Consider the following 18,508-nt stretch of genomic DNA (forward strand, 5'->3'; position numbering starts at 1 on the left):
AAGGTATTGAAATCATGTCAAGATCTCAAGAAATTTCTAAGTGGTTTCGTAATTTACAACATTCGAAAAAACTAAGTTGGATTTCTTACGTTTTATTAGGAGCGGTACTGTTTTTTGCACTTATGAATAATGTAAAACCAGAGCAATTAGATGTTGCAACATACTCTATTGCGAAAAAAACAATCCATTCTCCTATTAAAATTGAAGATAAAGTTACAACGGACAAAAAGAAAAAAGAAGCCGCTACAAAAGTTGAAGATCAATATACATATAAAAGTGAGTATAAACAAAATAAAGTGGATATTGTGAATGACGTCTTTGCTAAAGTAGATGAAGTGATACAAGAGATTAAAGCGGTTGGGCCGGATGAGCAAAAAAAGATTACTGATGCTGAAAAAGTGGACAAGTTGAAAAAAAAATTGCCTACTGATTTAACGAAAGAATTATCTGATTCAAGCTTACTAAACTTAATTAATGCAGATTCGAACCAATTAGTATTAGCAAAAGATGCAGCAGTTACAGCTATTAATAGTATCATGACTGAGCATATTAAAATGGACGAATTGAAGGATGCGAAGGAACGATATGTAAGTGAGATGAATAGTGTTAATGTTGATAATGGTTTAAAGGAATCTATTAAGGCGTTAGGGAAATATGCGATTTCTGCAAACTATTTTTATGATCCGACCTTAACAAAAGAGAAGAGAAAAGCGGAAGAAGATTTAGTTCCACCTGTTTATATTCTTCAAGGGCAAGTCCTTGTTAGAGAAGGTGAAACGATTTCAAGTGATATGTACAATCAGTTGAAATTAGTTGGCCTGTTAGAAAAAGGGAACAGCTTTCAACCCTATGTTGGGTTAGCGGTACTCATTGGTGTGCTATTGTACTTTATGCATAAGCAATTTGAAGTGTTTTTACAGCGGAAAAGAGAAGATAGACCGTATATTTTAGCGTACATTACCATTTTGTCTATCACGATCGTTTTAATGAAAATCATTAGCTTGTTCCAAAAGCTTGAATATGCAGGGATCGCGTATGTTGTTCCGGTTGCAATGGGAACAATACTTGTAAAATTAATGATTGGTGATCGATTTGTATTTTTAACGAGTATGATCTTTTCTGTGTGCGGAAGTATTATGTTTAATGAAGGTGTAACGAGTACACTGAATTATAGTGTGGGGATTTATGTTTTATTAAGTTCATTATCAGTTAGTATTTTCTTGAGAGAAAAAAATCGTCGTACGATGATTTTACAAGCTGGTATACTCGTTTCTGTATTAAATGTAGTCGTATTAGCGGCGTTGTTATTATTGCGAAATGGGAACTTTTCGCCTCTTGAAATAGGGGTGCAATTATTAATGGCTGCAGTTTCAGGGATTATCTCTTCTGTTCTAGCTATGGGGATTTTGCCTTATTTAGAAAGTGGTCTTGGGATTGTATCGAGTATGAAGTTGATGGAACTTTCAAGTCCGAATCACCCGCTCTTACGCAAAATTTTATTAGAAGCACCAGGTACATATCACCATAGTGTAATGGTAGCCAATCTTTCAGAAGCTGCATGTGAAGCAGTTGGAGCAAACGGAGTGTTAGCACGTGTAGGGGCGTATTATCATGATGTAGGGAAAACAGTACAACCGCAGTTTTTTATTGAAAACCAGATGGGGATTGAAAACCCGCATGATAGATTAGAACCTGTAACGAGTAAAGATATTATAATTGCTCATGTAACCGATGGGGTGAGAATGTTAGAAGAACACCATATACCTCAAGAAATTATCGATATCGCTGGACAGCATCATGGTACAACGTTACTTAAATATTTTTACTATAAGGCGATTAAAGAAGATAAAGAGAAATATACTGAGGAAATGTTCCGCTATCCAGGGTCAAAAGCAACTTCTAAAGAGTCGGCGATCGTTGGTATTGCTGATAGTGTAGAAGCGGCGGTACGTTCAATGAATCATCCAACGCCAGATCAAATCAATAATTTAGTGCAAAGTATCATTAAAGATCGTTTGCAAGATGGTCAATTTAGTGAATGTGATTTGACATTTAAGGAACTACAAATCGTTGGAAAAACGTTATGTGAAACGTTAAATGGTATTTTCCATTCCCGTATTACATATCCGGAACCGCCGGAAGAAAAGGAGAAAGAATGAGTTTATTAATTGATTTTATTGATGAAACAGAAGAAGTGAAGGACGAGTATATAAGCTTGATTCGAGGGCTGGTAGAGAAAGCAGCTCAAATGGAGAACATAGAAGAAGGAGCAGAATTATCGGTTACGTTTGTAGATAATGAACGTATTCGTGAAATAAACCGTGATTACCGAGATAAGGATCAGCCTACGGACGTTATTTCTTTCGCCATGGAAGAAATGGGAGAAGGCGAAATGGAAATTGTCGGTGCGGAGATGCCGCGTATGTTAGGAGATCTTATTATTTCTATTCCAAGAGCAAAAGAACAAGCGGAAGAATATGGACATTCTTTTGATCGAGAACTTGGGTTTTTAGCACTACATGGCTTTTTGCATTTGCTTGGTTATGATCATATGACAGAAGAAGATGAAAAAGAAATGTTTGGAAGACAAAAAGAAATTTTAGAGGCCTTTGGATTAGGACGATGAAAAAAGGAAAACTTTTAGATAGTTTTGGATATGCTATAGCTGGTATATACTTTTGTCTTCGTTATGAACGAAATATGAAAATTCATTCTTTAGCCGCAGTCATTGTTATGTGCTGCGGCTTTTATTTCCATATTACAACAACGGAATGGATTGTATTACTTATTGTGATAGGGATTGTAATGGGTTTAGAGATGGTGAATACGGCTATTGAAAAAACAGTAGACTTAGCAACCGCGGATATTCATCCGTTTGCGAAAATTGCAAAGGATGTTGCGGCGGGGGCAGTTTTATTGTTTGCAATTATAGCTGCTGTAATTGGTGCTATTATCTTTTTACCGTATATGGTATAGTTGCATTCCGAAGCTTTTATTAAGCTTTGGGAGCGCCGTGAAGGCCTTTAATGAAAGAGTGTATCTATTCACATCTGTGAACGGAAAGGATGCGGGAATATGAATAGCAAACAATTAATTCAAGAAGCAACCGAAGCGCGTAAACGAGCGTACGTACCATATTCTAAATTTCAAGTAGGTGCAGCTTTACTAACTCAGGATGGAAAAATATATCGTGGATGTAATGTTGAAAATGCATCATATGGTTTATGTAACTGTGCAGAAAGAACAGCGTTATTTAAGGCGATTTCTGAAGGAGATAACGAGTTTGTAGCTATTGCAGTCGTAGCAGATACAAAGCGTCCAGTACCTCCTTGTGGAGCATGTCGACAAGTTATGGTAGAATTATGTAAACAGGATACGAAAGTATACCTATCAAACTTACATGGTGATGTTCAAGAGACAACAGTCGGAGAATTGTTACCAGGAGCATTTTTAGCGGAGGATTTACATGAATAGAAAAGGTTATAAATCAGGTTTTGTCTCTATTATTGGCAGACCGAATGTTGGGAAATCTACATTTTTAAATCGTATTATTGGCCAAAAAATTGCTATTATGAGCGATAAGCCACAAACAACTCGTAATAAAATTCAAGGTGTATATACAGAAAATGATTCACAAGTAGTTTTCATTGATACACCAGGAATACATAAACCTAAACATAAACTAGGCGATTTCATGGTGAAGATGGCTCAAACGACATTAAAAGAAGTTGATATTGTTCTGTTTATGGTCAATGCAACTGAAGGATATGGTCGTGGTGAGGAATTTATTATTGAGAAATTACAAGAAACGAAACAACCGGTATTTTTAGTAATTAATAAAATTGACCAAGTTCATCCAGAGCAATTATTAGCGTTAATTGATCAATACCGTAAACTATATGAGTTCGCGGAGATTGTGCCAATTTCTGCATTGGACGGTAATAACGTTGAAGCGTTAATCGGAGCAATTAAAAAGTATTTACCAGAAGGACCGCAATATTACCCGGATAATCAAGTAACGGATCATCCAGAACGATTTATTATTTCAGAGCTTATTCGTGAAAAAGTATTACATTTAACACGTGAAGAAGTACCGCATTCTGTAGCGGTTGTTATTGATGCAATTCAAAAGCGTGAGGGCGGAGCGGTTTATATAAACGCAACGATTGTTGTTGAACGTGCATCACAAAAAGGAATTATTATAGGTAAGCAAGGGAAGATGTTAAAAGAAGTCGGTAAGCGAGCTCGCTTTGACATTGAAGCACTTCTTGGTTCTAAAGTATTTTTAGAAGTATGGGTGAAAGTGCAAAAAGATTGGCGTAATAAGATGTCACAGCTTCGTGACCTTGGTTTCCGTGAAGACGAGTATTAATATGAAGTAAAGTTGTGATCAGTGGGTGTTTTGTTCATCCACTGATTATTGGTTTTTATGAACCTTGATAAATTAGGAAAAATTTTTCTCACATGAAAATGAACAAAATGGGTCAATTTAATAACAACAAAAGAAATTGCTTTATAGGCTACGCTTATTGAGAAAGGTGGATTCTTATGCTAGATTTTACCTGGAAGTTTTTCTCCAAAACAGGAAGCATTGAAACGTATTTGCTTTTGAAAGAAATGGAAAAAGACGTAAACGATGAGATGGATCAACATGAAGAGGAGTTAGCGCATCTAGACTCTCCAATTTCTTGACCCGTTTTGTTCAAACCTTGGATGGTGACGAACATGTTTCAAAAAGTTGAGGGCATTGTCATCCGTACAACAGATTACGGAGAAACAAATAAGATTGTTACAATATACTCACGGGAATTTGGTAAGATAAGTGCAATGGCAAGAGGGGCGAAAAAACCGAAGAGTCGGTTAGCGGCTATTTCGCAACTTATGACACATGGTCATTTTCTTATTCAAATTGGATCTGGACTTGGAACTTTGCAACAAGGCGAGATTATTTCATCTATGAAAGAAATTCGCGAGGATATATTTTTAACTGCTTATGCATCATTTATTATCGAATTAACTGATAAAGCAACAGAAGATAAGAAGCATAATCCGTATTTATTTGAAATGTTATATCAAACGTTGCATTATATGTGTGAGGGTGTTGACCCAGAAGCATTATCATTAATTTATCAAACGAAAATGCTTCCGGTATTAGGGATGCACCCGTACTTTGATACATGTGCTATTTGTCATCAAGAAACAGATTTTGTCGCCTTCTCTGTCAGGGAAGGCGGTTTTCTGTGCTCGCGTCATGCGGAACAAGATCCGTATCGTATTCCGGTGGGAGAGGCTGTTCATAAATTATTACGTCTCTTTCTTCACTTCGATCTACACCGGCTCGGTAATGTATCGGTGAAGGATAGTACAAAAAAACAAATGCGCACAGTATTGAATACATATTATGATGAATATTGTGGGATTTATTTGAAAACAAGGCGTTTCTTGGAACAAATCGATAAGTTTCAAATATAAAAAGGGCCGTATACGGTCCTTTTTACATACTTTCTTTTTCGAATAGCATATTTAGTATATAATATTTAAGAGATAGTATAACTTTTTTCGTTGTGCATTAAAGGTGGTGATTATCATAGAGCTGAATAAACGGCAAGAGCATATCATTCAGATTGTAAAAGATCACGGTCCTATTACAGGGGAGTCAATTGCTGGGCAATTGGGTTTAACACGTGCAACGCTAAGACCAGACTTAGCAATTTTAACGATGGCTGGTTATTTAGAAGCGCGTCCACGTGTAGGTTATTTTTATACGGGTAAAACCGGGGGACAGCTATTATCTGAAGCTGTTAAGAAAATTAAAGTGCAAGATTATCAATCTAGACCGGCTGTAATTGATAAAAATGTATCAGTATACGATGCAATCTGTACTATGTTTCTAGAGGACGTTGGTACATTATTTGTTGTAGATCAATCTACTTTATTAGTTGGCGTTGTATCTCGTAAAGATTTATTACGAGCTAGCTTAGGAAAGCAGGATTTAACCTCTCTTCCGGTTAATATTATCATGACAAGGATGCCAAACATTGCGATGTGTCGCAGGGAGGATTCTTTATATGATATTGCGATGGAATTAATAGAAAGACAGATTGATGCGATGCCGGTTGTGAAGGATACGAAACAAGGTTTAGAAGTGATTGGGCGAATTACAAAAACAAATATTACACGTGCGTTTGTAAATTTAGTAAATAACGAATAAGTGTAATTTGTTTAAAGTGAGGTAATGTAATGGATAATAAAATCGTATATGTCGTATCTGACTCTGTAGGAGAAACGGCTGATTTGGTTGTTAGAGCGGCAATGGGACAGTTCCCATTCGCTCCTGATATTAGACGTGTACCGTATGTAGAAGATACAGGGACATTAAAAGAAGTAATCTCGATTGCCAAGAGCAATCAAGCGCTTATTTGTTTTACGTTAGTAAAGCCTGATATGCGTCAATATTTATTGACAGAAGCGGCAAAAGAAGGAGTAGAGGCATACGATATTATCGGACCTCTTATCGATCAAATTGAAGGAATTACAGGGCAAGTACCAAGGTATGAGCCAGGTGTCGTTCGAAGATTAGATGAAGAGTACTTTAAAAAAATTGAAGCGATTGAATTTGCAGTTAAGTATGATGATGGTAGAGATGCACGTGGTATTTTAAAAGCTGATATCGTGTTGATTGGAATTTCACGTACATCAAAAACACCACTTTCACAATATTTAGCGCATAACAAACGTTTGAAAGTTGCCAATGTACCACTTGTACCGGAAGTGGATCCACCTGAGGAATTATATCAAGTGGCAAAAGAGAAATGTTTCGGTTTGAAAATTATACCGGATAAGTTAAATCATATTCGAAAAGAACGATTGAAATCACTTGGATTAAGTGATGGAGCAACATATGCAAATATTAATCGTATTCAAGAAGAACTTGGTCATTTTGAGGAAGTAATTAATAAAATAAATTGTCAAGTGATTGATGTATCAAATAAGGCGATTGAAGAAACAGCAAATATTATTGTGAATGCAGTGCAAAACCAAAAAATGTTTTAGCACATTTACCAAAGGTGAATGTGCTTTTTTCGCTCGTGAGAAGGCGGTAGAGGAAGATGCGAAGTAGAGTATGAACTTTCGGCTTAGTAATAGAATATAGCGGAATGGTTATACTTATATTCTTCTGTTTTTTTTATTATGCTAAAGGAACGATTTCGTTATCTTTAAATGTAAGATGAAAATTAAAGGGATATGTAGCGTAGTTGAAGAAAATATATTATAATAAAAAATTGTGATAAAAACCTATATTTTACGTTTAGACTTTAATTTTTCAGAATAAACTAGGGATAGGATTTTCGAAAAAGACATGTATTTACGTTAAATCGACAAAATCTAGACAAGAAAACGCACATTATGGAAGGATTCACAGAAGGGATGTAGAATACAGAAATATGCAAAACATCAGTAAGATATTATTTGATGCAGATGCGTATCCCGTGAAGAATGTAATTGTGCAAGTTGGAACAAAATTTTATGTCGAAATTTTGTTTGTCGCATCCTATGCTCATCGTTCAAGAAAACAGCAAGGCAATTGGGTCTATGTAGATTCTGAGCAAGATGAAGTGGATTGTTATGTTTATCAACATGCAAAAGCTACAGATTTCATGATCATACAGGTTATAGTGCTTGCTAGTCTTCTTGTGAAAAAGGAGTATATGTATTGTCTCCAAGAGATACATTTGTAACAGATGAGCAAATGGATACAATTTTATATAGTAGTATGTATCTGCGAATTTACGCAGACTGGGGACTTATACGAAAGGTCCAAAATCGTTTACACAATGTGATCGACAGTACTTTCTAACAAATTCAGAAAAATATTGTCGAATTATAAAGGAATCTTTTAATTTATATCGAATACAAAATACGACACGGAGATGGATTTATGGGGAACAGAATTCCCGAAGAAGTTGTTGAACAGATTCGGACATCATCTGATATTGTAGAAGTGATTGGTGAGTATGTTCAACTTAGAAAGCAGGGACGTAACTATTTCGGTCTTTGTCCATTTCATGGTGAGAATTCTCCTTCATTCTCTGTTTCATCTGATAAGCAAATTTTTCATTGCTTCGGATGTGGAGAAGGTGGAAATGTATTTTCTTTTCTTATGAAAATGGAAGGACTGGCTTTCACCGAGGCGGTTCAAAAGCTTGGCGAAAGAAATGGAATTGCAGTTGCAGAATATACATCAGGGCAAGGACAACAACAACAAGAAGACATATCTGATGACACTGTCATCATGCAACAGGCTCATGAACTTTTGAAAAAGTATTATCATCATTTATTAGTAAATACAGAAGAAGGAAATGAAGCACTTTCATATTTATTAAAACGTGGTATTACAAAAGAGATGATTGAGAAATTTGAAATTGGTTATGCATCACAAGCTTGGGATGCAGCAACGAAAATTTTACAAAAAAGAGGTTTGTCGCTATCTAGTATGGAACAAGCTGGCCTTCTTGTAAGAAGTGAGAAGGATGGCAGTCATTATGACCGCTTCCGCGGAAGAGTTATGTTTCCGATTTATACTTTACAAGGTAAGGTGATAGCGTTTAGTGGAAGGGCGTTAGGAGATGACACTCCGAAATATTTAAATAGTCCTGAAACACCGATTTTTTACAAAAGTAAGCTGTTGTATAATTTCCACCAAGCAAGGCCGTTTATTAGAAAACGTGGGCAGGTTGTCCTTTTTGAAGGCTATGCCGATGTACTAGCTGCGGTGAAAAGTGGTGTGGAAGAAGCTGTTGCGACAATGGGAACAGCCTTAACTGAAGAACAAGCGAAACTTCTGCGACGTAACGTTGAAACTGTTGTTCTTTGCTATGATGGTGATAAAGCAGGGCGAGAAGCGACGATGAAAGCAGGGCAATTACTATTGCAAGTTGGTTGCCAAGTGAAAGTTACATCCTTGCCAGATAAGCTTGACCCTGATGAATATGTGCAACAATATGGGACAACCGCTTTTGAAAATCTTGTGAAATCAAGTATAAGTTTTGTTGGTTTCAAAATAAATCATTTGCGTTTAGGGAAAAATTTGCAAGATGAGTCTGGCAAAGAAGAATATGTAAAAAGTGTTTTAAAAGAGTTATCATTGCTACAGGATGCGATGCAGGCGGAATCATATTTAAAATCATTATCGCAAGAATTTTCGTATTCAATGGAAACACTTTTGAATCAATTGCACCAATATCGCAAAGAACAAAAGGTACAGCAAAAACAAATAAAGCAGGTTTCTAAGCCATCTCAAATTGTTCAAACGAAGCCGAAGTTAACAGGTTTTGAAAGGGCAGAAAGAGAAATTATCTACCATATGTTGCAAAGTGCAGAAGTGACAGTACGTATGGAACCTCATATAGAAGATTTTTATACAGAAGAACATAAAGGGATTTTATATGAACTATACGCATATTATGAAAAGGGAAATGAACCTTCAGTCGGAACATTTTTAAGTTGGCTCTCTGATGAAAAGTTGAAAAATATTATCACTGATATTTCGACGGATGAATTTATTAATCCAGAGTACACAGAAGAAGCGTTACAAGGTCATTTGGAGGCGTTAAGACGCCATAAAGAGAAACTTGAAAAGATGGAAATTATCTTTAAAGTAAAACAAATGGAAAAAACAGATCCTGTAGAGGCTGCTAAATATTATGTGGCATATTTACAAAGTCAAAAAGCAAGAAAATAGCTTTTTCGATAAAATTTTAGTATAATGAATGTTTGTATCTCGCGTAAGGAGGGGAACAGATGGCTGATAAACCAGCTCGTTCTAAACAAATTGAAACTGAAATGACCCTTGAGCAAGTGAAAGAACAACTCACTGAGCTTGGAAAAAAACGTGGCGTTCTTACATATGAAGAGATTGCAGAACGCATGAATGGATTTGAAATTGAATCCGATCAAATGGATGAATACTATGAATATTTAGGTGAACAAGGGATTGACTTAGTTGGTGACAATGACAACGAAGAAGGTCCTAATAATCGCCAAATTACAAAAACGGAAGAAGAGTTTGACCTTAATGATTTAAGTGTGCCACCAGGTGTGAAAATCAATGACCCTGTTCGTATGTACTTAAAAGAAATTGGTCGAGTTGACTTACTATCCGCTGAAGAAGAAATTCGACTTGCAACGCGTATTGAAGAAGGCGATGAAGAAGCGAAACGCCGTCTTGCAGAAGCAAACTTACGTCTTGTAGTAAGTATTGCAAAGCGCTACGTGGGCCGCGGTATGCTTTTCTTAGACTTAATCCAAGAAGGAAATATGGGTCTAATTAAAGCGGTTGAAAAGTTCGACTATCGTAAAGGTTTTAAATTTAGTACGTATGCAACTTGGTGGATTCGCCAAGCTATTACACGTGCGATTGCAGACCAAGCGCGAACAATTCGTATTCCAGTTCATATGGTTGAAACCATTAATAAGTTAATTCGTGTACAACGTCAATTATTACAAGATTTAGGACGCGAACCATCTCCTGAAGAGATTGGTGAAGAAATGGATCTTGCTCCAGAAAAAGTACGCGAAATCTTAAAGATTGCACAGGAGCCAGTTTCTCTTGAAACACCAATTGGTGAAGAAGACGACTCCCATTTAGGTGACTTTATTGAAGACCAAGAAGCAACATCGCCTGCGGACCATGCAGCGTATGAATTGCTAAAAGAACAATTAGAAGATGTGTTAGATACACTAACAGATCGTGAAGAAAATGTTCTACGTCTTCGTTTTGGTTTAGATGATGGACGAACTCGTACGCTTGAAGAAGTTGGGAAAGTATTCGGCGTAACGAGAGAACGTATTCGTCAAATTGAAGCGAAAGCACTTCGCAAATTAAGACATCCGAGCCGTAGTAAACGTCTTAAGGATTTCTTAGAATAGGTTATTTTAAGTTTACTTCACGATTGTGAAGTAAACTTTTTTCTTTTGTTAATTTTTGTTAAACTTTATCTATCGGCAACGATTACAATTTCTTGTAATTTATTTTACAGAATTGTCTTTTGATTTGCAAATGCTCATTTTTCGATTTTTCGATTAATTTTGTTTATTCTTTACAAAATAATATGTAGAAAAGTAAAAAATATGATGAGAAACGTTAGTAATTATCGAAATAATATGCGATAAAATAGTGGAAATCAATAAAATGAATTTACGGAATATTTTTAATAAATGGTAGATTACTCTTTTCTGCTAGAGTGTTTTCAAGTACAATTGAAATGACTGAATCATCTAACTATTTAGCGGTATAGAGGGGGGAGAAGAGATATGAAACGTAATCCGTTGATTCCGTTCGCTCTTATTGCAGCATTAGGTATTATCGTTATGTTTGTATTTTCATTTCAGGGGCTAAATAAATCTAAAGAGTTAGCTGATGCGAAAAATGGCGGGAAACCAGCACAAACAGCATCAAAGCCAGAGGATATTGTAAAGCAAAGCTGTACGAGCTGTCATGGTGATCAGTTACAAGGGGCGGTAGGACCTAATTTACAAAAAATTGGTGGGAAACTTTCAAAAGATGAAATTAAAGAAGTTCTTTCAAAAGGAAAAGGAAACATGCCGCCAAATATAGTTCCAGCTGATCAAGCGGCAAAAGTAGCTGATTGGTTATCGAAGAAAAAATAAAGTGAAACTTTAATCAGTGGGGGGTTCATCCCCATTGATTATTAGCCTTCACCAATCGGGCGTTTACGGGCAGTTGGTCTCCCACCTAACTTCTTTGTTCTAGCCGAATTTTGAGGTGGAGTCTTACTGCCCGTTAATGCGGGATAAAGTATAGAAAAACAAGTCTTTTGCTTTTTGCAAAAGGCTTGTTTTTCTATACTATCTAAAATACGATTAGTAATAGAGAATTGAAGTATTGTTATGGGCTTGCAACAACTACTATAAATTCATTATCATGGAGACAGACTGACAAGAGAAGGAGTAATGGAAATACATGAATGAAGTAAAGCTTTCGAAACGATTAGAAGAAGTTGTGAGGGAGATTCCGGTAGGCTCTACAGTAGCTGATATTGGATCGGATCATGCGTATTTACCGTGTTATACAATTATAAATAATATTGCTACAAAAGCAGTTGCAGGAGAGGTTGTAGATGGACCGTTTCGCTCTGCACAAGCAACTGTAGCTGAAAGTGGCTTACAAGATAAAGTAGACGTTCGTAAAGGGAATGGATTAGCTGTTATTACACCAGGAGAAGTAGATGTTATTACGATTGCTGGTATGGGTGGAGCGTTAATTCGTGACATTTTAGAAAGTGGTAAAGAAAAATTAGAAGGTGTAACACGTTTAATCTTACAGCCGAATATTGCAGCACACCATATTCGTGAATGGTTTATTGAAAATGGATGGGAGCTTATCCGTGAGAAAATTGTAATAGAAGACGGAAAGATTTACGAGATTTTAGTCGGAGAGCGAGGAGATACAGCAGTACCTTACTCTGAAAATAAACAAGCTGAATTGTTTATGGGTCCATTTCTAATAAAAGAAAAAAGTGAAGCTTTTGTTGAAAAGTGGGAAGGAGAATTGAAAAACTTCCAAAATATTTTAAAACAGTTAGAGCGTGCAGCAGAGTCTGAAGAGACAAAAGCGAAGCGTGCAGAAATAGATGCGAAAATGAAAATGATAGGAGAGGTTTTATCATGAGTAAAATTCCGAATGGCCATGAAATTATTTCTTTGTTTGAAGGTATGTATCCGAAGCATTTAGCGATGGAAGGGGATAAGGTTGGCTTACAGATTGGAGCGCTTAATAAACCTGTGCAGCACGTATTAATCGCGTTAGATGTAACTGAGGAAGTTGTGAACGAGGCGATCCAATTAGGAGCGAATATCATTATAGCGCACCATCCTTTAATCTTTAATCCATTAAAAGCGATTCATACAGATAAGGCGTACGGAAGAATTATTGAAACGTGTATTAAAAATGATATTGCGGTGTATGCAGCGCATACAAATGTAGATATTGCTAAGGGCGGGGTAAATGATTTACTTGCTGATGCGTTAGGGTTACAAAATACAGAAGTATTAGCTCCTACATATACAGAAGAAATGAAAAAAATTGTTGTATTTGTTCCAGTAACCCATGCAGAAGAAGTGCGTAAAGCTCTTGGAGATGCAGATGCAGGTCATATCGGTAATTATAGCCACTGTACGTTCGGTAGCGAAGGGGTAGGTACGTTTATCCCTCGAGAAGGGACAAATCCTTATATCGGGGAAACTGGACAGTTAGAGCGTGTGGAAGAGGTACGTATCGAAACGATTATTCCTGCTTCACTACAAAGAAAAGTTATTAAAGCGATGTTAGTAGCTCATCCGTACGAAGAAGTGGCATATGATGTATATCCGCTTGATAATAAAGGTGAAACTTTAGGTCTTGGTAAAATAGGGTATTTACAAGAAGAAATGACACTTGGTCAGTTTGCTGAGCATGTGAAACAATCATTACATGTGAAGGGTGCAAGAGTTGTTGGCAAGTTAGATGATAAAGTGCGTAAAGTAGCTGTACTTGGTGGTGACGGTAATAAATATATAAACCAAGCGAAATTTAAAGGGGCAGATGTATATGTAACAGGTGATATGTATTATCATGTTGCTCATGATGCGATGATGCTTGGTTTAAATATAGTCGATCCAGGGCATAACGTTGAAAAAGTAATGAAGCAAGGTGTACAAAAACAATTGCAAGAAAAAGTAGATGCAAAGAAATTCAATGTACAAATTCATGCTTCGCAGTTACATACAGATCCATTCACGTTTGTATAAGAAAAATAAAAACCGTTGCTCATGTAGGCAACGGTTTTTTGTTATTGTTGTTTTTTTACTTTTACACGTGGCAATATCTTTTGAAGTGGTACATTTCGAGTTCTATCCCATGTAGCTGGATTCATCGGGTCATATTGGTCTAAGAAAGCAATAACTTCTTTTGTGATTGGCGTTGGAGTAGAAGCACCCGCTGTAACTGCAACGTTTTCGATACCTTGTAGCCACTCTAATTGGATTTCACTTACGTCTGCAACGCGGTATGCTTTCGTACCAGCGATTTCTTGTGATACTTGTGCTAAACGGTTTGAGTTGTTACTTTTCGGATCGCCGACAACAATTGTTAAATCTGCAACATCAGCTTGTTTAGCGACAGCTTCTTGGCGAACTTGAGTTGCTAAACAAATTTCCTTGTGGAATTCTGCTGTTGGGAATTTTTTCTGAATGTCCTCCATTAAATGTTGAACATCCCATTGACTCATTGTTGTTTGATTTGTAACTAAAATTTTATCTGTTGGGATTTCTAATGTTTTTAAATCATCAGCTCTTTCGATAAGATGAACGATATCAGGTGCAATACCAACTGCGCCTTCTGGTTCTGGATGATTTTTTTTGCCGATATAAATGACATGGTATCCTTCAGCTTTCTTTGCTTCAATAAGGTCATGTGTTTTTGTAACATCTGGGCAAGTCGCATCAATTGTCGTTAAACCTTTTGCTTTTGCACGTTGTTTAACTTCTGGAGAAACACCGTGTGCAGTAAAAATAACAGTACCAGAATCGATTTTATCTAAAATTTCTAATCGACTTGGACCGTCTAATGTAATGATGCCATCCTCTTCGAAAGCATCTGTTACATGCTTATTGTGAACAATCATACCTAAAATATAAATGGGTCTCGGTAATGATTTATCTAATGCGGCGTTACGTGCAATAACCATCGCGTCAACAACGCCGTAGCAATAACCACGAGGGGAAATTTTAACAATCTTCATGTGAGTAATCCTCTCCTTCTAAACAAGGGATACTTTTGTGCATAGTCCATTACATTATAAAGGAGGAGGAGATAGAAAACAAAGGATTGTTACACATATAGTTTTGGTTTTGTTGCTATTTGTTGAACAGGCTCTTCTGGTAATTCTTTTTCTATTATGGGTTCAATCACAATTTTTTTTCTTTTTCTCTTTTTTGGTGGAGGAGTTGGAGTGGCTACTTCAACTTCTCTAGGCTGGTCTTCAGCTTGTTTTTCCTCCGTGCTTTTTCCAGAGGTGAGGATTTTGACGATATTTGGTAGACTACGCATAATTGGACCGTATTGCTCGACGACAGGTCCTACAGATTGAACAACTTGGGATACTTTTTCGATATTATTTATCATATTAGTTGGATTCGAAATTAGATTCGAAAGAAAGCTTCCGATGCCGCTGCTAGATGTTGCCGCAGCTGCAGTTGTTGCGACGCCGCGCGTGTCATTGGATTCATACATTTGAGGTGGTATCATTTGTTGAGGATGTTGCTGCATATACGGTTGATATTGCTGTGAGTATTGCTGTTGGTATTGCTGTTGCTGGTACATCATCGGTGGCCCATCTGTTTGCCGATAGGGAGGGACCATTTGCATGAAAGGCTCCGTAGGATCGTGTTTTTTAAAGAGTTTAGAAAGAAAACTTTTCTTTTTTTGTGCCATCGGTGGTAGTTGTGGAATTGGGTATGGTGTATAAGAATGATGTCCTTGATTAGGATGCATTTGCCCTATTGGGGATTTCGGATACATATGAGAAATCCTCCTTTCTTCAGTTAGGTATATACACATACAATATGCAATGGAAGGAAAGAAGGTTAGTTTTTGAGATAAAAACCTAAACTAAAGATGGATTTTACTTGTAGATTTCGATATAATGTAGACTTGACTGATTTGTGCGCAGTAGAAATTTTAGAAAGAAGGTGTAACTTATGACACTACAAACTTTTACACAGTATGATTTTAAACCATTTTTAATAGATGCAGTTCGTGAACTACGCTTTACAGAGCCAACAGGAATTCAAAAGAAAATTTTCCCGGTCGTGAAAAAAGGTGTGAGTATAATTGGACAATCCCAAACTGGTTCTGGGAAAACACATGCATACTTACTTCCTACATTAAACAGAATTGATGCAAGTCGTGAAGAAGTACAACTTGTTATTACAGCGCCTACTCGTGAGTTAGCACAACAAATTTACGAAGAAATTGTGAAACTAACAAAGTTCTGTGCAGAAGATCAAATGATTACAGCACGCTGTTTAATTGGTGGAACTGATAAACAACGATCAATTGAAAAGTTGAAAAAACAACCTCATATTGTAGTTGGAACGCCAGGACGTATTAAAGACTTAGTAGAAGAAAAGGCGCTATTTGTTTATAAAGCGGATACTATTATTGTCGATGAAGCGGACTTAATGCTTGATATGGGATTCATTCAAGATGTAGATAAAATTGCGGGACGTATGCCTAAAAATCTGCAAATGTTAGTTTTCTCTGCAACAATTCCTCAAAAATTAAAACCATTTTTGAAGAAATATATGGAGAATCCAGAACATATTCATATTAATCCGAAGCAAGTTGCAGCAGGAAATATTGATCATTACCTTGTGCCTTCAAGACACCGTAATAAAACTGAATTAGTGAAAAATATGCTACTTCAATTTAAACCATATTTAGCAATTGTCTTTACAAACACAAAGAAGAAGGCTGACGAAGTAGCCGATGGATTAGCAGAACGTGGGTTAAAAGTAGGACGTATACACGGTGATTTATCACCACGTGATCGTAGAAAAATGATGAAACAAGTTCGTGATTTAGAGTTCCAATACATTGTCGCAACAGATTTGGCGGCACGCGGTATTGATATTGAAGGAATTAGCCATGTTATTAACTATGAACTTCCATCAGATTTAGACTTCTTCGTTCACCGCGTTGGAAGAACTGCACGTGCGGGTCATTCAGGTATTGCGGTAACGATTTATGATCCAGCAAATGAAGAAGCGTTAGATAGTTTGGAAAAACAACGTCATATCGAGTTTAAGCATGTAGATTTACGCGGAGATGAATGGGCGGATTTAGGTGAACGTCGTCGTCGTAAGAGCCGTAAAAAACCAAATGATGGACTAGATGTTATGGCAACAAAAGTTGTTAAAAAGCCGAAAAAAGTAAAACCAAACTATAAACGAAAACTTGCAACAGAACGTGACAAAGTGAAGAAAAAATATAGCAATAAAAAAAGATAAGGGATTTCCCTTATTTTTTTTTATCCCACTACTTGAGAGAAAGTCGATTAATGCAGACTAATAATTAGTGAGGGGTAGAAAAAACGTTGACTAAAGTTTCACTTTATTGGGTTAATTTAAGTATAGAGTGCAGAGTGTTTAAATAGTCAGTTTAATCTATGTAGTGCCTTTTGTGTGAACAAACAATTCGCTACATATTTCTACAAATTATGCTATCATTATATCTATTGTATATTGAAGAGGTGATTGTATGTTAAAGATAGGATCTCATGTTTCAATGAGTGGTAAGAAGATGTTATTAGCAGCAAGTGAAGAGGCTGTTTCATACGGTGCAACAACGTTCATGATTTATACAGGTGCGCCACAAAATACACGAAGAAAACCAATTGAAGAATTGAATATAGAAGCAGGAAGAAAACATATGGAACTAAACGGTATTGAGGAAATTATCGTCCATGCTCCGTATATTATTAATGTTGGGAATACGACGAAACCTGAGACGTTCCAATTAGGTGTTGATTTTCTGCGTATGGAAATTGAAAGAACGGCAGCGTTAGGGGTAGCAACACAAATTGTTCTTCACCCAGGAGCTCACGTTGGTGCAGGAGCAGATGCTGGTATTCAACAAATTATTAAAGGGCTTAATGAAGTAATAACGCCAGAACAGACGGTTAATATTGCGCTAGAAACGATGGCAGGAAAGGGAACAGAATGCGGTCGTAGTTTTGAAGAAATTGCGAAAATTATTGATGGTGTGAAATATAATGAAAAACTATCTGTATGTTTTGATACGTGTCATACGCATGATGCAGGTTATGACCTTGTAAATGATTTTGACGGTGTGTTAAACGAATTTGATAAAATTGTTGGGATAAATCGTTTACAAGTACTTCATATTAACGATAGCAAAAATGTACGCGGAGCTGGAAAAGACCGTCATGAGAATATTGGTTTTGGTCATATTGGCTATAAGGCATTGCATCACATTGTGCATCACCCACAACTTACGCACGTACCAAAAATTCTTGAAACGCCGTATGTAGGTGAAGATAAAAAAGATAAGAAGCCACCATATAAATTAGAAATTGAAATGCTGAAAAATGGTACTTTTGATGAAGGAATTCTTGAAAAAATTAAAGCGCAATAAGGAGGGGATTTTCCCCTCCTTATTTTAATAGCTGCTGAAATAAAGTATTTACTTGTTGGGCAGTGGCAGGAGTAGTTACTTTAGCGATTTGTTTTAGCAAGTCTAGTCGCTCGGTATTATCGTAAATGTTAATGTTTTTCCCTTTCATAAGTAAAACGATTTTATCAGCTTGTGCAGTTGTGATTGGAACTTCGTATTCTGTACTATATTTCAATAACTCCTTTGTAGAAATATGATTTAATTTTTTGTTCACAATTTGTTTAATGAGGTTCATCGTGTTGTCCTCCTTCA

20 protein-coding genes are annotated in these 18,508 nt (G+C 36.5%); 17 read left to right on the plus strand and 3 right to left on the minus strand.

From position 1 onward, the window contains the following. The first annotated feature begins 14 nt into the window (after window positions 1-14). The 15 genes from JTF23_RS15595 (at window position 15) to JTF23_RS15665 (ending at window position 13,809) form a co-directional block, all read left to right on the plus strand. On the plus strand, window positions 15-2,159 hold the full coding sequence (locus tag JTF23_RS15595; protein ID WP_204209125.1) for an HD family phosphohydrolase: 2,145 nt from the start codon (window positions 15-17) through the stop codon (window positions 2,157-2,159). Beyond that, window positions 2,156-2,626 (plus strand): rRNA maturation RNase YbeY, encoded by a 471-nt coding sequence (gene ybeY, locus JTF23_RS15600; protein ID WP_002088675.1) that lies wholly within the window; start codon window positions 2,156-2,158, stop codon window positions 2,624-2,626. The genes JTF23_RS15595 and ybeY overlap by 4 nt, the downstream gene beginning before the upstream one ends. Further along, window positions 2,623-2,976, plus strand: a complete 354-nt coding sequence (locus JTF23_RS15605) for a diacylglycerol kinase family protein (protein ID WP_204209126.1) — start codon at window positions 2,623-2,625, stop codon at window positions 2,974-2,976. The genes ybeY and JTF23_RS15605 overlap by 4 nt, the downstream gene beginning before the upstream one ends. A 99-nt stretch (window positions 2,977-3,075) precedes the next feature. Further along, on the plus strand, window positions 3,076-3,474 hold the full coding sequence (locus JTF23_RS15610) for a cytidine deaminase (RefSeq protein WP_002111886.1): 399 nt from the start codon (window positions 3,076-3,078) through the stop codon (window positions 3,472-3,474). Continuing rightward, window positions 3,467-4,372 carry a GTPase Era gene (era, locus tag JTF23_RS15615; RefSeq protein ID WP_002160449.1) on the plus strand — a complete coding sequence of 302 codons (906 nt, stop codon included), beginning with the start codon at window positions 3,467-3,469 and terminating at the stop codon, window positions 4,370-4,372. Before JTF23_RS15610 ends, era begins: the two co-directional genes overlap by 8 nt. A 176-nt stretch (window positions 4,373-4,548) precedes the next feature. After that, a complete protein-coding gene (locus tag JTF23_RS15620) occupies window positions 4,549-4,692 on the plus strand; it encodes a YqzL family protein (protein ID WP_000883924.1) in 144 nt (47 codons plus the stop codon). Window positions 4,693-4,725: 33 nt separating this feature from the next. Then, window positions 4,726-5,472 (plus strand): DNA repair protein RecO, encoded by a 747-nt coding sequence (gene recO, locus JTF23_RS15625; protein WP_002160450.1) that lies wholly within the window; start codon window positions 4,726-4,728, stop codon window positions 5,470-5,472. Window positions 5,473-5,578: 106 nt separating this feature from the next. Then, a complete protein-coding gene (gene ccpN, locus JTF23_RS15630) occupies window positions 5,579-6,211 on the plus strand; it encodes a transcriptional regulator CcpN (RefSeq protein ID WP_087947415.1) in 633 nt (210 codons plus the stop codon). A 29-nt stretch (window positions 6,212-6,240) separates the two neighbouring features. Continuing rightward, on the plus strand, window positions 6,241-7,053 hold the full coding sequence (locus JTF23_RS15635; protein WP_002160452.1) for a pyruvate, water dikinase regulatory protein: 813 nt from the start codon (window positions 6,241-6,243) through the stop codon (window positions 7,051-7,053). 392 nt (window positions 7,054-7,445) lie between these two features. Continuing rightward, entirely contained in the window at window positions 7,446-7,739 is a 294-nt protein-coding gene (locus tag JTF23_RS27870; protein WP_252188024.1) for a DUF188 domain-containing protein, read from the plus strand. 200 nt (window positions 7,740-7,939) lie between these two features. After that, window positions 7,940-9,742 carry a DNA primase gene (dnaG, locus tag JTF23_RS15645; protein WP_002067179.1) on the plus strand — a complete coding sequence of 601 codons (1,803 nt, stop codon included), beginning with the start codon at window positions 7,940-7,942 and terminating at the stop codon, window positions 9,740-9,742. 59 nt (window positions 9,743-9,801) lie between these two features. Further along, window positions 9,802-10,929 (plus strand): RNA polymerase sigma factor RpoD, encoded by a 1,128-nt coding sequence (rpoD, locus tag JTF23_RS15650; protein ID WP_000764066.1) that lies wholly within the window; start codon window positions 9,802-9,804, stop codon window positions 10,927-10,929. Between the two features lie 384 nt (window positions 10,930-11,313). After that, window positions 11,314-11,670 carry a cytochrome c550 gene (gene cccA, locus JTF23_RS15655; protein WP_002111879.1) on the plus strand — a complete coding sequence of 119 codons (357 nt, stop codon included), beginning with the start codon at window positions 11,314-11,316 and terminating at the stop codon, window positions 11,668-11,670. Between the two features lie 313 nt (window positions 11,671-11,983). After that, on the plus strand, window positions 11,984-12,691 hold the full coding sequence (locus tag JTF23_RS15660) for a tRNA (adenine(22)-N(1))-methyltransferase (protein WP_016106174.1): 708 nt from the start codon (window positions 11,984-11,986) through the stop codon (window positions 12,689-12,691). Next, window positions 12,688-13,809 (plus strand): Nif3-like dinuclear metal center hexameric protein, encoded by a 1,122-nt coding sequence (locus JTF23_RS15665; RefSeq protein ID WP_204209127.1) that lies wholly within the window; start codon window positions 12,688-12,690, stop codon window positions 13,807-13,809. Before JTF23_RS15660 ends, JTF23_RS15665 begins: the two co-directional genes overlap by 4 nt. A 41-nt stretch (window positions 13,810-13,850) precedes the next feature. Here the strand turns inward: JTF23_RS15665 and JTF23_RS15670 are convergent, their stop codons facing one another. Both JTF23_RS15670 and vrrA read right to left on the minus strand, forming a co-directional pair. Next, window positions 13,851-14,801, minus strand: coding sequence for a 4-hydroxy-3-methylbut-2-enyl diphosphate reductase (locus tag JTF23_RS15670; RefSeq protein WP_002111876.1), 951 nt, complete (start codon window positions 14,799-14,801; stop codon window positions 13,851-13,853). Window positions 14,802-14,890: 89 nt separating this feature from the next. Continuing rightward, complete coding sequence (gene vrrA / locus JTF23_RS15675) at window positions 14,891-15,580, minus strand: VrrA/YqfQ family protein (protein WP_078172802.1); 690 nt, start codon at window positions 15,578-15,580, stop codon at window positions 14,891-14,893. Between the two features lie 179 nt (window positions 15,581-15,759). Here vrrA and JTF23_RS15680 point away from each other — a divergent pair, with 179 nt between their 5' ends. Continuing rightward, window positions 15,760-17,070 carry a DEAD/DEAH box helicase gene (locus JTF23_RS15680; RefSeq protein WP_204209128.1) on the plus strand — a complete coding sequence of 437 codons (1,311 nt, stop codon included), beginning with the start codon at window positions 15,760-15,762 and terminating at the stop codon, window positions 17,068-17,070. 250 nt (window positions 17,071-17,320) lie between these two features. Continuing rightward, a complete protein-coding gene (locus JTF23_RS15685; protein ID WP_002138366.1) occupies window positions 17,321-18,217 on the plus strand; it encodes a deoxyribonuclease IV in 897 nt (298 codons plus the stop codon). A 19-nt stretch (window positions 18,218-18,236) separates the two neighbouring features. Here the strand turns inward: JTF23_RS15685 and JTF23_RS15690 are convergent, their stop codons facing one another. Further along, window positions 18,237-18,491, minus strand: coding sequence for a DUF2624 domain-containing protein (locus JTF23_RS15690; RefSeq protein ID WP_002160459.1), 255 nt, complete (start codon window positions 18,489-18,491; stop codon window positions 18,237-18,239). Between the last annotated feature and the right edge of the window lie 17 nt (window positions 18,492-18,508).

The sequence above is a fragment of the Bacillus sp. RIT 809 genome (assembly GCF_016892495.1).
In the GTDB taxonomy this organism is placed as follows: Bacteria; Bacillota; Bacilli; order Bacillales; family Bacillaceae_G; genus Bacillus_A; species Bacillus_A cereus_U.

Coding starts and splice junctions, on each gene's coding strand:
- JTF23_RS15595 (WP_204209125.1), top strand. CDS start 15: ATGTCAAGATCTCAAGAAATTTCTAAGTGGTTTCGTAATTTACAACAT.
- ybeY (WP_002088675.1), top strand. CDS start 2,156: ATGAGTTTATTAATTGATTTTATTGATGAAACAGAAGAAGTGAAGGAC.
- JTF23_RS15605 (WP_204209126.1), top strand. CDS start 2,623: ATGAAAAAAGGAAAACTTTTAGATAGTTTTGGATATGCTATAGCTGGT.
- JTF23_RS15610 (WP_002111886.1), top strand. CDS start 3,076: ATGAATAGCAAACAATTAATTCAAGAAGCAACCGAAGCGCGTAAACGA.
- era (WP_002160449.1), top strand. CDS start 3,467: ATGAATAGAAAAGGTTATAAATCAGGTTTTGTCTCTATTATTGGCAGA.
- JTF23_RS15620 (WP_000883924.1), top strand. CDS start 4,549: ATGCTAGATTTTACCTGGAAGTTTTTCTCCAAAACAGGAAGCATTGAA.
- recO (WP_002160450.1), top strand. CDS start 4,726: ATGTTTCAAAAAGTTGAGGGCATTGTCATCCGTACAACAGATTACGGA.
- JTF23_RS15635 (WP_002160452.1), top strand. CDS start 6,241: ATGGATAATAAAATCGTATATGTCGTATCTGACTCTGTAGGAGAAACG.
- JTF23_RS27870 (WP_252188024.1), top strand. CDS start 7,446: ATGCAAAACATCAGTAAGATATTATTTGATGCAGATGCGTATCCCGTG.
- dnaG (WP_002067179.1), top strand. CDS start 7,940: ATGGGGAACAGAATTCCCGAAGAAGTTGTTGAACAGATTCGGACATCA.
- rpoD (WP_000764066.1), top strand. CDS start 9,802: ATGGCTGATAAACCAGCTCGTTCTAAACAAATTGAAACTGAAATGACC.
- cccA (WP_002111879.1), top strand. CDS start 11,314: ATGAAACGTAATCCGTTGATTCCGTTCGCTCTTATTGCAGCATTAGGT.
- JTF23_RS15660 (WP_016106174.1), top strand. CDS start 11,984: ATGAATGAAGTAAAGCTTTCGAAACGATTAGAAGAAGTTGTGAGGGAG.
- JTF23_RS15665 (WP_204209127.1), top strand. CDS start 12,688: ATGAGTAAAATTCCGAATGGCCATGAAATTATTTCTTTGTTTGAAGGT.
- JTF23_RS15670 (WP_002111876.1), bottom strand. CDS start 14,801: ATGAAGATTGTTAAAATTTCCCCTCGTGGTTATTGCTACGGCGTTGTT.
- vrrA (WP_078172802.1), bottom strand. CDS start 15,580: ATGTATCCGAAATCCCCAATAGGGCAAATGCATCCTAATCAAGGACAT.
- JTF23_RS15680 (WP_204209128.1), top strand. CDS start 15,760: ATGACACTACAAACTTTTACACAGTATGATTTTAAACCATTTTTAATA.
- JTF23_RS15685 (WP_002138366.1), top strand. CDS start 17,321: ATGTTAAAGATAGGATCTCATGTTTCAATGAGTGGTAAGAAGATGTTA.
- JTF23_RS15690 (WP_002160459.1), bottom strand. CDS start 18,491: ATGAACCTCATTAAACAAATTGTGAACAAAAAATTAAATCATATTTCT.